The following is a 14,081-nucleotide window of genomic DNA, read 5'->3' on the forward strand; positions in this document are numbered from 1 at the left end:
TCGTCCCATCCCGTGGTGCAAACTCTACCGATCAGCGAGCGCCCGGCCCCCGGAAATCCCGAATCGCCTCACGCACCGTGACGGGTCAGAGCTCTGTCACGCGGCCGGCTTCCACACGCCACCGCCGATCGGTCCGCACCGTGGCGAGCATCCGTCGATCGTGAGTCACCAGCAGCAGCGTTCCCTCGTACGACTCGAGCGCCTGCTCGAGCTGCTCGATGGCCGCCAGGTCCAGGTGATTCGTCGGCTCGTCGAGCACCAGCAGGTTGGTTCCGCGGGCCTGCAGCAGGGCGAGGCCCGCGCGAGTGCGTTCGCCGGGAGACAGCTCATCGACGGGACGGTTCACGTGATCGGCCTTGAGTCCGAACTTGGCCAGCAGGGTGCGCACCTCACCTGTCGCCATCTCGGGGACCAGCGCTTCGAACGCAGTCGCGAGCGGCTGGGAGCCGGCGAGCTGCGAGCGCGCCTGGTCGATCTCGCCGATCCGCACGCTCGCGCCGAGACTCGCGGTTCCCTCATGGGGGTGCTGCTGCGCGAGCAGCGCACGCAGGAGCGTCGACTTGCCTGCGCCATTGGGGCCGGTGATTCCGATGCGCTCGCCCGCGTTCACCTGCAGAGACACGGGACCGAGGGTGAACGAGCCCTGCCGGAAGACTGCGGAGCTGAGCGTCGAGACGACGGAACTCGAGCGCGGAGCCGATGCGATGGTGAACTCGAGCTGCCATTCCTTGCGCGGTTCGTCGACTTCTTCGAGCCTCGCGATCCGGCTCTCCATCTGCCGCACCTTCTGCGCCTGCTTCTCACTGGACTCGGTCGAGGCCTTGCGCCTGATCTTGTCGTTGTCCGGAGCCTTCTTCATCGCGTTTCGCACGCCCTGGCTCGACCATTCGCGCTGGGTTCTGGCCCGACCGATCAGATCGGCCTTCTTCTCGGCGAACTCGTCGTACTTCTCACGCTGGTGACGGCGCACGGTCTCGCGCTCCTCCAGGTAGGCGTCGTACCCGCCCCCGAACACGCGGTTCGATCCCTGAGCGAGGTCGAGCTCCAGCACGCGGGTGATGCAGCGCGCGAGGAACTCACGATCATGGCTGACCAGCACCACTCCGCCGCGGAGCCCGCGGACGAACGCCTCCAGCCGTTCGAGGCCGTCGAGGTCGAGGTCGTTGGTGGGCTCATCCAGGAGCACGATGTCGAAGCGTGACAGGAGAAGCGCCGCGAGCCCGACGCGCGCCGCCTGGCCACCGGAGAGGGAGGTCATCAGAACCTGGTCGGCGTCTCCGAGCTCGAGGCCGAGATCCGCGAGCACGGACGGCAGTCGATCTTCCAGGTCGGCCGCGCCGCTGGCGAGCCAGCGATCCAGGGCCGTCGAGTAGGCGTCGGCGGGGTCGACGCCGGGAGCAGCAAGCGACGGGTCGCCGAGCGCGATCGCGGCCGCATCCATGTCCGTGGTCGCCGCGGCGCAACCGGTACGACGGGCGATGTACCCCGCGACCGTCTCACCGACGAGCCGCTCGTGCTCCTGGGGCAGCCATCCGACGAACGCATCTGCGGGAGCCAGGACGACCGTGCCCGCCTGCGGCTCGTCGATGCCCGCAAGCAGACGGAGCAGTGTGGACTTGCCAGCGCCGTTCGCGCCGACCACCCCGACGACGTCGCCGGGCGCGACGGTGAGGTCGAGCGAATCGAAGAGGGTGCGATGGCCGTGCCCCCCAGCCAGGCTCTGGGCCACGAGTGTTGCGGTCATGAGTCAATCCTGTCATCGCGATGGGCAGTGGGCTGCCGAAGCGAAGACCAGCGGATAGTGTGATCGTCTCCGTCTGCGGGACCACCTCACCCGGCCGCTATGAGAACGGAACCGCAGAGCCCTCGTCCGTCAGCCGGAGTGACGGCTGTGGTCTTCGAGATCGGGCTTCGCCCGGAGGACGTCGGCGATCTCCTCCTCCGGGCGCGGCGCGATGGTCTCGTCTGTTTCGAGCTCCGGGACGGACGGCTCGCCCGGTCCGGGGATGTGCTCGTTGTGATCAGACACGGCGAACCCTTTCGATCGACGACACGCTCAGCGTACGCCGATACCGCAGGGTCAGCCCCGTTCGACAGGCAGCCAGAGCTCGCAGGTGGCGTGCGTTCCGGTGAACTCGAGATAGCGGACGATCGAGGGGCCCGGGCGCAATCGCCACGGATTGGACGGGAACCACTCGGTCGCCGTCGCCGCCCACAGTCGCTGCAGAGTCTCCGGGAACGGGCCGCTCGAGGAGAACACCGCCCAGGTGCCCGCCTCGAGGCTGATGACATCGAGGTCGGCCGGCGGTGTGGTGTTCGCATCGAGCGCGACACCGTGGAGATAGGTCAGCAACGATCCTTCCGGAGCATCCGGCTCGATCTCTGCGGTGACCGCCAGGATGCCGGCGGGATCGGTGTCGCTGAGCGCCTTGAGGCGCACATGCTCTTCCGGTGCGATCGAGGCGATGTGTTCCTGAATGTGCGGATTGACTCCCTCATGGATGAGGGGGACCTGCGTGGCGTGTCCGGCGAGGATGAACTCGGGCCGGGTGGCGATGGTGACATCCATCGGTGTGCTCCCTTCGACGCTCAGACGGAATCTGAGCGTGGGTTGTGTGCTGAGCGGACCACCATGTCGACGTACCTCTGCCGGGCCGGTGCCGTGCACAGCGCGGAACGCTCGCCCGAAGGCCTCGACCGATCCGTAGCCGTAGCGCACAGCGATCGTGAGCAGATCCGGAGCGCCGGTGGCGAGGTCGGCGCCGGCGAGAGTCATCCGCCGGCGACGCACGTACTCCGACAGCGGCATCTGAGCCAGCGCCGAGAACATCCGGCGCAGGTGGTACTCGGTCGTCGCGTGGTCGCGGGCGAATGCCGCGACGTCGATCTCTTCACCGGAGCTTCGCTCGACGAGGTCGACCAGGGCGTTGAGTGTACCGATCATGGGGTCCTCCTTTCAGACTCAAGCATCCGCGATCCGGCGGGACGCGCACCCGACAATCCTGGTCGCATCCGATCGATCCTTCCAGGGATGCTGGCGCCGACGTCGCCGAGGCAACACGCGTACGCTGGAGACTGCCGCGACTCGTGCGGGAAAGGACTGCTCCCCCGTGAAGATCACCCAACTCCGGCATTTCGTCGCCGTCGCCGAGAAGCTGCACTTCCCCCGCGCGGCGGAATCCCTCGATGTCTCGCTGGCCGCTCTGTACTCGTCTATCGAGAGGCTCGAAGAAGAGGTCGGGCATCCGCTGTTCACACGCGGAGGCGAAACCCGCCTGACCAAAGCCGGGACCCTGCTGCTTCCCGAGGCGCGAGATCGGATCGCCGAGGCGCCGGCACCCGGCCCGAAGACGGTCGCGCCGGCGGGCGGCAAGGCCAAAGCCTCCAAGGGGAAAGGCCGTACTCCAGCCGTGAAGGGTCAGCCCAAGCCGTACAAGAAACGGCAGGGGCGCTGAGCCGAGGAGGTCAGTCCCAGTCGAGGTACTCCTCGATGATGACCGCAGTCTCGATCGGATCGGTCATCGGGAACAGGTGATCCCCCGCGATGGACTTGATGCTGGCGCGCTCGGGAGCGGTCGCCTGCAGCCGCTCACCGTTCGCCGGGGGTGTGATCGCGTCATCCGTGCCCTGGACGATGAGCACCGGAATGGCCGGCGCGACGGGGATGTCGGCTTCCTCGACGCCGAGCAGGAGCAGGCCGTTCACGCGATCCGCGTGCGCCGCGGCGAGCGCGCGCGCCACGGTCCCGCCGAATCCGTGTCCGCCGATCCAGGTGTCCTCGATGCCGACGTGATCGATGACCGCGATCGCATCCTCGACCCGCTCGTCGAACGAGACGTCGCCCGCCCCGCCACGGTGGCCGACCCGCAGCACGTGAAAGCCGGCCTCCTCCGCGAGGTAGTGACCGACGACACCGAGCACGTCTGCCGCAAGGCCGTGCTCCTGGATCAGCACGAGCTTGACGGGGCCGTCGCCTTCATCGACGAACGGAATCGCGCGGCCGTCGGGCTCGAAGATCTGGGTGTCGGTCATCGTCGTCGTACTCCTTGCGCGGGGTCTGGGGCGGAACAAGCCGAATTCAAGCGTAGTCGCACGGTCTGTGACGACTCTCCAGCTGTCCTGGGCGCAAAGGAAGGCCCCGACCAGCACGTTCAGCGTGGAGCGGAAGCAGCGCATCGATTGTCGGCTGCGTGTCGTTCCAGTCTCTGGCGGCGAAGACACGGTCGAGCTCGTCATCCAACGCCATGGCGGTCATGCCCACGGGCAGCGTGCGCGCCGTCTCCGGTCAAGAACGGGGAGTCATGACCTCGATGCGGTTTCCGAAGCCGTCACGGGCGTGGAAGCGGATGTACCCCTCGAACGAGTCGCGTTCCGCCCAGGAGAGTTCGTACCCTCCGCGCGCGACGCGCGCCGCGGTCGCTTCCAGCTCGTCGAGCGACGCGCAGACGAGGCCGGGGTGAGCCTTGTTTGCGGGAACGAACGGTTCATCGACGCCGAGGTGGATCTCGGCGACGACAACACCGTCGTCGGAAGCGCGGAACCAGCTGCCACCGCGACCGATCAGCGAGGGCGGTTTCGTGACCTCCTCGAGCCCGAGCGCCTCGCCGTAGAAGCGGCGTGCCTCGTCCTCCTGGCCGCGCGGCATTGAAACCTGAACATGATGGAGCCTCATCGCCTCTTCCAATCTATCTTGATATCAAGATACATTGAGCGGGTCTCCTATGGACTTCGGCAGCTCCACGGACGGGCGTTGTTCAGTCCAGACATTCTTCTGGACACCCGTCGGCACTGTCGGCTCACGCGCACTGCGCTTGGAACCAGCCGGCCAGGACTGGTCGGTGACGTCCGCGGCAGTACGCGCTTGTCTGGGCCTGACGAGGCGGGTGACCGGCGTCAGACAGCGGTGGGTTCCGGTTGGCAGCGCGGGCACAGCTGTGCGGATGCTCCTCCGAAAACCTGGTCGAGGATCGTCGTGCCGCACACCGGGCACGCTTCCCCGCCGCGTCCGTGCACGACCATCGCCTCGACCTTCGCCTGTTTGAGCCGGTCGGGCGGTAACCCGGCACGGTCCGCGACCGCGCCCCTCAGGACGTCGACGACGGCGTGGAACAGTCGCTCCCTCGCCTCCGCGTCGAGAGCGGCGGCGTGCACGGCGAGCGGCAACCGCGCGCGATGGAGAATCTCGTCGGAGTAGGCGTTGCCGATGCCCGCGATCGATGTCTGCTCCTGGAGCAGGGCCTTGATCTGCTTCCGCCGTGTGCCGAGTGCGCGCTCGAGGTCTTCGCGAGAGAAGTCCGGGGAGAGCGGATCCGGCCCGAGGGCGGCGATGCCGGCGAGGTCGGCAGGGGCATCCACGACTGACGCCGTGACGGCGAGGAAGTCACCCGCGTCGACGAGGCGCATAACGTCACCGCCGTCGAGCACGATCCTGGCGACCTCCGGTGCAGGTTGCTCACCAGCGGGGTCTCCGGCGGGGTGCCATCTGATCCAGCCGTTGCGGCCGAATCCGATCATCAGCCAGCCGGCGGTCGTTTCGAGTCCGACATGCTTGCCGAAACGCCGGATCCCGGTGATCCGGGCGCCGACGAGCGAGGCGGGCGGGCGATCACGCGTCTTGACGATGCGGAACTCGCCGATGTCGAGTGCCGCGATGACGCGACCCTCGATCCGCTCATCGAGGAATTCGACGAGCACCTGCACCTCCGGAGACTCGGGCATGCGGTTTGGCACTTCCTTTGAAAATTGCCCCCTAACCCGTATGGGTGAGAAGGGGGACTCCATGAACAACAAGAAGACAGCCGCAATCTACTGCCGTGTTGGCGTGTGCTGCAACTAACAAATCGCTCGTAGTGACCGCATATGCGGGCGCAAGAGAGGCCCACCCTCCGCGTATGGAAGATGGGCCTCTCAGCAACGCTCGAACTATTGGGCGGTCGAGGAGCGTGCCTTCCGCAGCGAGATAATTCGGCGGAAGACGAACGTGAAGACGGTCATCCCGATGATCACAGCGGCTGCGCACACTAGGAACTCATTAAGCCCAAGTGGCACACCGAGGGCAAGCAGGATGAGGAGCACTATCACATACGCCGCGCCAGCCAGCAGCGCCGACTTCAATACCTTTCGCGCGTTCATCTACGCCTCCTCAACCAGTCGCAGCCTGAATCCAACCGAACACCAGGGTAACCCCGACGGAGGTGATGATGCCACACGTCAGGCTGTTCTTGGCGCACCAGTCCTGAGTCGCCTGGTAGCCCTTTGCGACGTACGGCCAGATGCTCTCGCCGTTCGAAACGTAGAAAATCGTGGTGGGGCGCTGCATCGACGCGCTCCACTCGTACACGGCGTAAGCGCCCTTACAGTCCTTCGGATTCTTGCTGCCCCAGTTAGTTGACCCGCACACTTGCCATCGCTGAGGAGCGCTTGAAGCAGCCGCAGCGGCCCTAACTTCCGGTGGCACCTGGACAGACAAAGTGCTGACCGACCTGCTCGCCGCGACAGGCGACGTAGATGCGGATGCGGGGACGGAAAGTCCGACGGTGATGAGTAGTGCGAGCACTATGCCCACAATGCTGTGCCGTGTTTTGCGCATGCTATCTCCATTCAGTCGTCGAGCACCCCGAGTGGTCTGCTCGACAGCAGCGACGTTATCTGCACTCGGTGCAACTTGTCTGTCGTCACTTCGGGTGACAGACAAAAGTTCAGCCCGGGCGGTAGACATACGTACACAAGCCACCACGTGTTGCGTCTTACGCCGTGGCGAATCGTCCGAGGCTCGGCGCGTTATGATGCCCTATCTACTGCTGGAGGACTCGGGCGGGCGCCCATCTTTGCGCCAGGCTCGGACATCCGCACCCGGATTCCGCAGCGATGCAAGTTGTAGCGGACCTTTATCATGTCGTCGTCGTACACCTCGCCGCTACAGGCCAGCGCTAGCGCGGGGGCGACGTCCAAGCGCGTTCCAGACGCCAACTCGGCTGTAGACAGCTTCGAGCAGTCCCCACTCGATGCGCCCGCGACCGGCGATACTCAGATCCCGGGCCGACACAGCCGATAGGGGGCCTATACGTTGCCGACGTACCTCGAACGTGCAGAGGCCTGAACTACCCGATACGCCTGATAGACATTCGACCGAATTCCACCGTTATTGGAGGCAACGGCACTCGCTCGGTCGCGCTCAGAGTAGAAGGACCGCCAAAGCGGCGCAAAAAGCGGGCGATCATTCTCCCATTCCCCCGAAAGCAATCCTGCGTCGAGCCAACCACCAATGACGGCGTCAAGCGTCGCTTGATTGAATGCGCGAACAGCTGCCGCGACTACAGCTATTATCTCGTAAACCGCTTTCGAAGAATCGGGATACAACCAAGCGCCGACTGGGACACCTAGCTTCTCAGCATTGAGGTTCGTAACGTGCCCACCGGTGTGAATAGCGACGTGTCGCACCTGGCACACCGTCTCATAGTCCTGCAAGACACGCTTCAGGTCGATCGGTAGCGCCTTAACGCCTACGACTTGCTTGAGCCAGCCGCTAACAGTCGACATACTTGCAAAGCTCGAAAGCGAGAGAATATCGCGCATAGCCTCAGCACGCGAGCCTTTAGACACATACTCGAGGCGCGTTTCCAGAGACCCAGTTCTTTGAGCCGCTAAGGGGCACACATCAATTACCTCGACGAACATAGATCTGAAGTAATCATCCGCCACAGCAACCGCTGAGGCGCTGAGGGCTAGCCCGTACTGGCTGCTCCACACGGGCTGAGCCATAGCAACGAGCTGAGTCAGCGCTACCAGGGAGTCAAGAGCCCGATCGATGGCAGATAACTCTCGATCATGCCTTTCTGAACGCGCGATTGCAGCCAAACCAACAGCGAGACTTGCTGAAGTTGTACCTGGCAAACATACCGTCACTGACGCGTGTGGCATTACAAGGTCACGAATTCTTCCGCGCGGGCCCGAATCCGAGCTGACCACGTACTTCCAATGCTTGGCACTGCTCGTAGTTTCGCGCCACTATCGTCGAGGAGGATGTCCTGAACCGTCCGAATGTTAGTGTGCTCGACAATCCGATCATGTTTTACCTTCGTCAACCGCAGTCGCTCAATTGGTGATTCGAGCAACTCACGATATACCGATTGCTCTTGAAGCGCGGTTCCGCACTTATAGCAGAAAACTGCATCGTCTGAAATGCGCTGACTTCCACATCGCGGACAAGGAGCAAGGTTGAGCCGGCATCGCTCCCGTTGGCTTTCGTCTAGAATTCCATCTGGCTGTCGCCGGACGAAGTCGTCAGCGCTTTGACGTCGCAACGCCACGAGATAATCATCCGCGGACGGACTCTGTCCCAAACTGAGGGCGTTCTCCGCTATTAATAGGGACGTATGAATTTGAACCTTCTCGTAGCGGAGCGTCCCTCGCGACACCGGGCCTATTCGCCGCACAATACCGGCGTACTCAAGGAGGGAAACCACTTGACCTAGATCTGCGTCCCACGGGAGAGACACGGCCACCCCGACGTTCTTAGCCCCCTTACCTGCACGCTCCCGGTTAGTGGCGCGAATGGCGTCAATCATGCTCGACTGCGAATCTTGTCCAACTTCCACAAAGTTCTTGTAGCGAGGTAGTTTTCGGGAGATTTCATCAAACAGAGATCTCGCAAGAACAGCGTTCGCTTGAACCGCGTTGCGAACCTCACGCAGAGTTACGGGAGCTGACGGCGAACGAGTCGTCCCTGATTCATCAATATCGCCGATGAGGTCTGAAAGAATAGTAAGAAAGTTTCGCGGCAATCCGAATGAAGCGTGCGCTGCGATATCGATTAGGTCCGGCTTCATGAGCCCCCTATGAGTCTCGGGCACTCGCGCCTCAAATATTGCCCGCATCGTCTTGAGGTAGTCAGCCGAGTCGGGCCGGGTCCAAATCTCTATCTCTTCGGCTTCGTGACCCACATTGAAGAACGGGCTATATGCGGTGACGCCTGGATAGATGGCCGCCTTGCATGCGACAGTTCGAGAGCGTAGCGCTCGAAACACCTCGAAGAACTCCCGTTGTTGCTGTTGCATGAACGCGTGCGCAGCATCGTCCATTAAAAGCACTGCTCGCGTTCGGCCAGTTTCCTGACACCAACCCTCAATCATCTCCAGCAGTTCCGCAGGGGAAATGCGCGGGGGCAAGCTCTTGGGCTCAATACCAATCGACGTTTGTAGTTGCCGGATGTATTTCTTCCCTGCTTCCGCCGAGATCTTGAGGCTTGACGGCGCGCTCGCGCCAAGCCCCTCAGCCAGGGCAAGCACGATCTTGTAAATGAGCCACTGCCGGAAGTGTTCGAGTGCCTGCTCTGACCTGAGCATCAGGGGTTCGAGGGCGAGGTGCTGTGAGTAGTTGATGTACGCGACAGCAACCGTCTTCTTGGTCTGCAGTTGATAGTAGGCGCGCCTAAGATAGTTGGACTTGCCCGACCCTCTGGGGCCCTTCAACAGCTTCGGCCCTGGACCCATGAGTCGTCGCAGCACCGACTCGTCCCCGGGTACTTCCGCCGTGAGTCGCTCGAGATCCGCCTCTGCTAGGTCCTCGGCCCGGAGCGTGAAGAGAGCTTCGAGTTCGTATCCGTCATCCGCGAGGCGCACCATGGTCCCAATGTAGTAGTTGGATTGGTGCATCCGGCCTCAGCGTCGCCAAACTTGTGGCAAGACGCCAGTGGTCACCCGCTACGTGTTAGGGGCGCCGCACCAAGCGTCTCGTGGCCTTGCTATAGCTCACTACGCCAAGGATCCTAGGCTTCTGAATCAACGGCCATGGCCGCTGTTGCAAGCACAGCATTCAAGAATCGAGCGCGACAGCGTAAAGCAGAACGGTGACGGGTTCCGTGGTCTTACTTGACCCAGCGGTCCCGGCAGTGATCCGCCGTGAAGCCTCGCCGATGAGGCGAGTAGCGCGTCAGTTGTTGAAGCGGAACTCCACAACGTCGCCGTCCTGCATGACGTAGTCCTTGCCCTCGAGGCGCGCCTTGCCCTTGGAGCGTGCCTCGACGACGGAGCCGGTCTCGACGAGATCATCGAAGGAGATGACCTCCGCCTTGATGAAGCCCTTCTCGAAATCGGTGTGGATGACGCCCGCGGCCTGCGGTGCCTTCCAGCCCTTGCTGATCGTCCAGGCGCGAGCCTCCTTCGGACCGGCGGTCAGGTACGTCTGCAGTCCCAGCGTGTCGAAGCCGATGCGGGCGAGCTGGTCGAGACCGGATTCGTCCTGGCCAGTCGAGGCCAGCAGCTCGGCGGCATCCTCGGGGTCGAGGTCGATCAGCTCGGACTCGATCTTCGCGTCGAGGAAGATCGCCTTGGCCGGGGCCACCAGTTCGGCGAGCTGCGCCTTGCGGTCGGCATCCGTCAGCACTGCCTCGTCCACGTTGAAGACGAAGATGACGGGCTTGGAGGTGAGCAGCCCGAGTTCGCGGATCGGGGCGAGATCGAGACCGGAGACGGAGAGCAGGATGCCGCGCTCCAGCGCGTCCTTGGCGGCGACGGCCGTCTCGAGCACGATCGGCTCGATCTTCTTGCCGCGAACTTCCTTCTCGTAGCGCGAGATCGCCCGGTCCACCGTCTCGAGGTCGGCCAGCATGAGCTCGGCGTTGATCGTCTCCATGTCGGATGCCGGGTTCACCGCGCCATCGACGTGCACGACGTCGTCGTCTGCGAAGCCGCGGACGACCTGCGCGATCGCGTCGGCCTCACGGATGTTCGCGAGGAACTTGTTCCCGAGCCCCTCCCCCTCGCTCGCACCGCGGACGATGCCGGCGATGTCGACGAACGACACCGCCGCAGGCAGGATCCGCTCGCTGCCGAAGATCTCGGCGAGCTTGTCGAGCCGCGGGTCGGGCAGGTTCACCACGCCGACGTTGGGTTCGATCGTCGCGAACGGGTAGTTCGCCGCGAGCACATCGTTCTTGGTGAGTGCGTTGAAGAGGGTGGACTTGCCGACATTGGGCAGGCCGACGATTCCGATAGTGAGAGCCACGGGGTACGAGTCTACCTGGCGCAGGTGTCCGCCCCGCCGGGGCGGACACGGCGGCGGATGCTGCGGTCGAGGCGGCCGAGGACAGGAGAATGCCGGATGCTGTGACTCAGCCGCGTACCGCGCGGAACGCGGTCGTCACGTATGGCAGGTCGATCGTGCCGTCGCCGAGGCCGAGTTCGTCGAACAGCTCGTCCATCTCCCGTTTGATCTGTGCGCGTTCCTCGTCCGGAGCAGTGATGAGGTAGCTGCGCGAGAACGCCATCTGGTGGAGCTGGGTCCTGGTCATCGATCGGTTCCACTCCCAGCGCCTCTCCTGGGTCTCGCCGAACGGCTCAGCGACCTGAGGACCTGTCGGCCCGTTCACCATGTTCTCCGCGGGGCTGCTGTGCATGATCTCCGTCAGCCGGCGCACCCACTCCTCGCGCTCGTCGCGGATGTTCCAGACGAGGCCGAGCACACCGCCGGGGCGAACGACCCGACCGATCTCGAGTGATGCCACGACCGGGTCCACCCAGTGCCAGGCCTGCCCCAGCACGACCGCATCGACGCTCGCGTCCGGCAGAGGCAGCCGCTCGGCGGTTCCGGCGAATGTCGGCACACCGGGCACTCTTTCCCGCAGAGTGGCGAGCATGGCAGGGTCCGGGTCGATCGCGACGACCTCGGCGCCGGGCGCCTGCGCGAGCACTCGCGTGAGCTTGCCGGTGCCCGCGCCCACGTCGGCGATCCGGCGCGCGCCGTCCGGCAGCCGCTCCAGCATCCAGGAGACCGCCTCGAACGGATACTCCGGTCGTCCGGCCTCATAGTTGTATGCTTCCGCGCCGAAGGATGTCGCTCGCTCGCCTGCCATGTCGCCAGCCTACGGCGAGTCTGCGCCGTGCCCCCGAAGTCGCGGGAGAGAGTGGTGACGTGCCACTGGACTTCACCGCTATCGACTTCGAGACGGCGAATTCCAGCCCCGCCTCCGCCTGCTCCGTCGGACTCGTCCGCGTCCGCGACGGCCAGGTCGTCGCCACCGCCGGATGGCTGATCCAGCCGCCTGCCGGTCACGACGACTTCCAGGAGTGGAACGTGCGCATCCACGGCATCCGCCCCGAAGACGTGCGCACCGCCGCCACCTGGTCCGAGCAGTTCGACCGGCTCTGCTCCTTCGCCGGCGCCGATGTGCTCGTCGCCCACAACGCCGGATTCGACCTGAACGTCCTGCGCCGTGCGTCGGAGGCGACCGGCGAGGACTGCCCGCCGTACCGGTCGCTGTGCAGCCTGCAGGTCGCCCGCAAGATCTACGAACTCGACTCGTACCGACTGCCGGTCGCCGCAGCCGCCGCCGGGTTCGGGGACTTCTCGCATCATGATGCTCTCGCGGATGCCCGCGCCTGCGCACAGATCATCATCGACGCCTCCCGCCGAGCCGGAGCCGCGGATGTGTTCGCCCTGGCGAGTGCGCTCAGCCTGCGGATCACCGAACCGGCCGTCGCGGTGCCCGAGCGCGCGGTCGCCTGAGGCACCGGTCTCGCCGACGGCGTGCTCGGCGTGACCGACGACTCGCCGAGCGCACGACTTGTTGCCGACTGCACGGCTCGTTGACGCCCGCAGGCCGTGCACTCGGCGCGTTGCCGTGCACTCGGCGCGTTGCCGTGCACTCGGCGCGTTGCCGTGCACTCGGCGGGGCGCGCCGACGCCAGCGGCGCAATGTCCGAAGCCGGGCGCATCATGAACACATGGATGCTCCGCTGATCGTCGTTCTCACGGTCGCCGCCCTTGCGGCCGGCGCCGCGCTGGGCTGGTACCTGCGCGCCTCGCGCGGCGCCGCCGACCTCGCCCGCGCCCACGCCGAGCTCGCCGCCGCCCGTGACGATCGCGATCGTCAGTACGACCTCTACCGCGACGCCGTCGAGCATGCACGCACCGAGCAGCGCGCCGAGGCCCAGCGGGTGCAGCAGCAGAACGCGGTGCTCACCGCGCTCGCCCCGGTACGCGAATCGCTGCAGCAGATGCAGAGCAAGGTCACCGCCCTCGAGCACGAGCGGCACGCCCAGTTCGGCTCGCTGACGGAGCAGCTGCGCCGCGCACAGGAGTCCGACGAGGCGCTGCGGGCGACGACGGAGACACTCGCCGGAGCGCTGCGTTCGACGGCCACCCGCGGCGTCTGGGGCGAGACCCAGCTGCGGAGGGTCGTCGAAGCCGCCGGCCTCACCCGGCACGTCGACTTCGACCTGCAGTCGACGATCTCCTCCGATCGCGGCCAGGGACGCCCCGACATGGTCATCCGACTCGCCGGTGGCGCATCGATCGCGGTCGACGCGAAGGTCCCGCTCGACGCGTACCTGGAGGCATCGGCGCTCCCCGGCGGCGACGCGCATGAGGCACAGCGACGCGGGCACATGCAGAGGCACGTGAAAGCCGTGCGCGCCCACGTCGACGCGCTCGCCAAGAAGGCGTACTGGTCCGGCCTCGATGCGAGCCCGGAGTTCGTCATCTGCTTCCTGCCCAGCGAATCCCTGCTGGCGGCGGCCATCGACGAGGATCCGACGCTTCTCGACTACGCGTTCAGCAAGCGCGTCGCCCTCGCGTCGCCGGTGAATCTGTGGGCGGTGCTCAAGACCGTGGCGTACACCTGGACCCAGCAGGAAGTCTCCACCGAGGCCCGTGCGCTGCTGAATCTCGGCACGCAGCTCTACGATCGGCTCGGCACCCTCGCCGGTCACGCCGACGACCTACGACGGGCGCTCGAGCGCACCGTGGACAGTTACAACCGCTTCGCGGGTTCGCTCGAGAGCCGCGTCCTCGTGACAGCCCGGCAGTTCCCCGGTATCGACCCGTCGTCGCTGAGCGCGGCTCCACCGACGATCACCGGTTCGACGCGCCGCTTCGCCGCGACCGAGCTGGTCGAGGGCACCGAGCCGACTGCGCGCACCGGGCAGGACTCCGGCCAGGAGATCGAGGCTGCTCGGGATATCGAAGCCGAGGCACTGCGAGCAGACGTCGGCGAGGTCCGAGCGCGTCTGCACGCCGACGCCGCAGACGCCGTCGCTCCGGACGGGAACGGCGGTCACTGACCTTTCGGAGCAGACCGGCAC

At 65.1% G+C, this 14,081-nt stretch carries 14 protein-coding genes; 3 read left to right on the forward strand and 11 right to left on the reverse strand.

What is annotated here, in order from left to right; genetic code table 11:
* Positions 1 to 85: 85 nt before the first annotated feature.
* The 3 genes from CUR96_RS05880 to CUR96_RS05885 form a co-directional block, all read right to left on the reverse strand.
* A complete protein-coding gene (locus CUR96_RS05880) occupies positions 86 to 1,744 on the reverse strand; it encodes an ABC-F family ATP-binding cassette domain-containing protein (RefSeq protein WP_102192364.1) in 1,659 nt (552 codons plus the stop codon).
* 129 nt (positions 1,745 to 1,873) lie between these two features.
* Positions 1,874 to 2,029 carry a hypothetical protein gene (locus tag CUR96_RS18575; protein WP_180968956.1) on the reverse strand — a complete coding sequence of 52 codons (156 nt, stop codon included), beginning with the start codon at positions 2,027 to 2,029 and terminating at the stop codon, positions 1,874 to 1,876.
* A 51-nt stretch (positions 2,030 to 2,080) separates the two neighbouring features.
* Positions 2,081 to 2,944: an AraC family transcriptional regulator gene (locus tag CUR96_RS05885; protein ID WP_102192365.1), complete on the reverse strand. Its 864-nt coding sequence runs from the start codon at positions 2,942 to 2,944 to the stop codon at positions 2,081 to 2,083.
* Positions 2,945 to 3,110: 166 nt separating this feature from the next.
* Here CUR96_RS05885 and CUR96_RS05890 point away from each other — a divergent pair, with 166 nt between their 5' ends.
* Positions 3,111 to 3,455: a LysR family transcriptional regulator gene (locus CUR96_RS05890; RefSeq protein ID WP_102192366.1), complete on the forward strand. Its 345-nt coding sequence runs from the start codon at positions 3,111 to 3,113 to the stop codon at positions 3,453 to 3,455.
* 10 nt (positions 3,456 to 3,465) lie between these two features.
* On the opposite strand, the gene CUR96_RS05895 is transcribed toward CUR96_RS05890, so the two are convergent.
* The 8 genes from CUR96_RS05895 to CUR96_RS05925 form a co-directional block, all read right to left on the reverse strand.
* Positions 3,466 to 4,032, reverse strand: coding sequence for an alpha/beta fold hydrolase (locus CUR96_RS05895; protein ID WP_102192367.1), 567 nt, complete (start codon positions 4,030 to 4,032; stop codon positions 3,466 to 3,468).
* 253 nt (positions 4,033 to 4,285) lie between these two features.
* Positions 4,286 to 4,672, reverse strand: coding sequence for a VOC family protein (locus CUR96_RS05900; protein ID WP_102192368.1), 387 nt, complete (start codon positions 4,670 to 4,672; stop codon positions 4,286 to 4,288).
* Between the two features lie 221 nt (positions 4,673 to 4,893).
* Positions 4,894 to 5,718 carry an Fpg/Nei family DNA glycosylase gene (locus tag CUR96_RS05905; protein ID WP_102192369.1) on the reverse strand — a complete coding sequence of 275 codons (825 nt, stop codon included), beginning with the start codon at positions 5,716 to 5,718 and terminating at the stop codon, positions 4,894 to 4,896.
* Positions 5,719 to 5,922: 204 nt separating this feature from the next.
* Entirely contained in the window at positions 5,923 to 6,132 is a 210-nt protein-coding gene (locus tag CUR96_RS05910; RefSeq protein WP_102192370.1) for a hypothetical protein, read from the reverse strand.
* A gap of 10 nt (positions 6,133 to 6,142) precedes the next feature.
* Positions 6,143 to 6,319, reverse strand: coding sequence for a hypothetical protein (locus CUR96_RS18695; RefSeq protein ID WP_219721963.1), 177 nt, complete (start codon positions 6,317 to 6,319; stop codon positions 6,143 to 6,145).
* Positions 6,320 to 7,919: 1,600 nt separating this feature from the next.
* Complete coding sequence (locus CUR96_RS05915) at positions 7,920 to 9,623, reverse strand: zinc ribbon domain-containing protein (RefSeq protein WP_146008129.1); 1,704 nt, start codon at positions 9,621 to 9,623, stop codon at positions 7,920 to 7,922.
* Positions 9,624 to 9,930: 307 nt separating this feature from the next.
* Positions 9,931 to 11,004 carry a redox-regulated ATPase YchF gene (ychF, locus tag CUR96_RS05920; RefSeq protein WP_102192372.1) on the reverse strand — a complete coding sequence of 358 codons (1,074 nt, stop codon included), beginning with the start codon at positions 11,002 to 11,004 and terminating at the stop codon, positions 9,931 to 9,933.
* A 106-nt stretch (positions 11,005 to 11,110) separates the two neighbouring features.
* Positions 11,111 to 11,851 carry a class I SAM-dependent methyltransferase gene (locus CUR96_RS05925; RefSeq protein ID WP_102192373.1) on the reverse strand — a complete coding sequence of 247 codons (741 nt, stop codon included), beginning with the start codon at positions 11,849 to 11,851 and terminating at the stop codon, positions 11,111 to 11,113.
* A 59-nt stretch (positions 11,852 to 11,910) separates the two neighbouring features.
* On the opposite strand from CUR96_RS05925, the gene CUR96_RS05930 reads away from it, so the two are divergent.
* A complete protein-coding gene (locus CUR96_RS05930) occupies positions 11,911 to 12,504 on the forward strand; it encodes a 3'-5' exonuclease (protein WP_102192374.1) in 594 nt (197 codons plus the stop codon).
* Between the two features lie 218 nt (positions 12,505 to 12,722).
* Positions 12,723 to 14,060 (forward strand): DNA recombination protein RmuC, encoded by a 1,338-nt coding sequence (locus CUR96_RS05935; RefSeq protein WP_102192375.1) that lies wholly within the window; start codon positions 12,723 to 12,725, stop codon positions 14,058 to 14,060.
* Positions 14,061 to 14,081: the final 21 nt, after the last annotated feature.

Origin of the sequence: Microbacterium aurantiacum, assembly GCF_002872075.1 — a bacterium.
Classification (GTDB): Bacteria; Actinomycetota; Actinomycetes; order Actinomycetales; family Microbacteriaceae; genus Microbacterium; species Microbacterium aurantiacum_A.

Coding starts and splice junctions, on each gene's coding strand:
- CUR96_RS05880 (WP_102192364.1), bottom strand. CDS start 1,744: ATGACCGCAACACTCGTGGCCCAGAGCCTGGCTGGGGGGCACGGCCAT.
- CUR96_RS05885 (WP_102192365.1), bottom strand. CDS start 2,944: ATGATCGGTACACTCAACGCCCTGGTCGACCTCGTCGAGCGAAGCTCC.
- CUR96_RS05895 (WP_102192367.1), bottom strand. CDS start 4,032: ATGACCGACACCCAGATCTTCGAGCCCGACGGCCGCGCGATTCCGTTC.
- CUR96_RS05900 (WP_102192368.1), bottom strand. CDS start 4,672: ATGAGGCTCCATCATGTTCAGGTTTCAATGCCGCGCGGCCAGGAGGAC.
- CUR96_RS05905 (WP_102192369.1), bottom strand. CDS start 5,718: ATGCCCGAGTCTCCGGAGGTGCAGGTGCTCGTCGAATTCCTCGATGAG.
- CUR96_RS05910 (WP_102192370.1), bottom strand. CDS start 6,132: ATGAACGCGCGAAAGGTATTGAAGTCGGCGCTGCTGGCTGGCGCGGCG.
- CUR96_RS18695 (WP_219721963.1), bottom strand. CDS start 6,319: ATGCAGCGCCCCACCACGATTTTCTACGTTTCGAACGGCGAGAGCATC.
- CUR96_RS05915 (WP_146008129.1), bottom strand. CDS start 9,623: ATGGTGCGCCTCGCGGATGACGGATACGAACTCGAAGCTCTCTTCACG.
- CUR96_RS05925 (WP_102192373.1), bottom strand. CDS start 11,851: ATGGCAGGCGAGCGAGCGACATCCTTCGGCGCGGAAGCATACAACTAT.
- CUR96_RS05935 (WP_102192375.1), top strand. CDS start 12,723: ATGGATGCTCCGCTGATCGTCGTTCTCACGGTCGCCGCCCTTGCGGCC.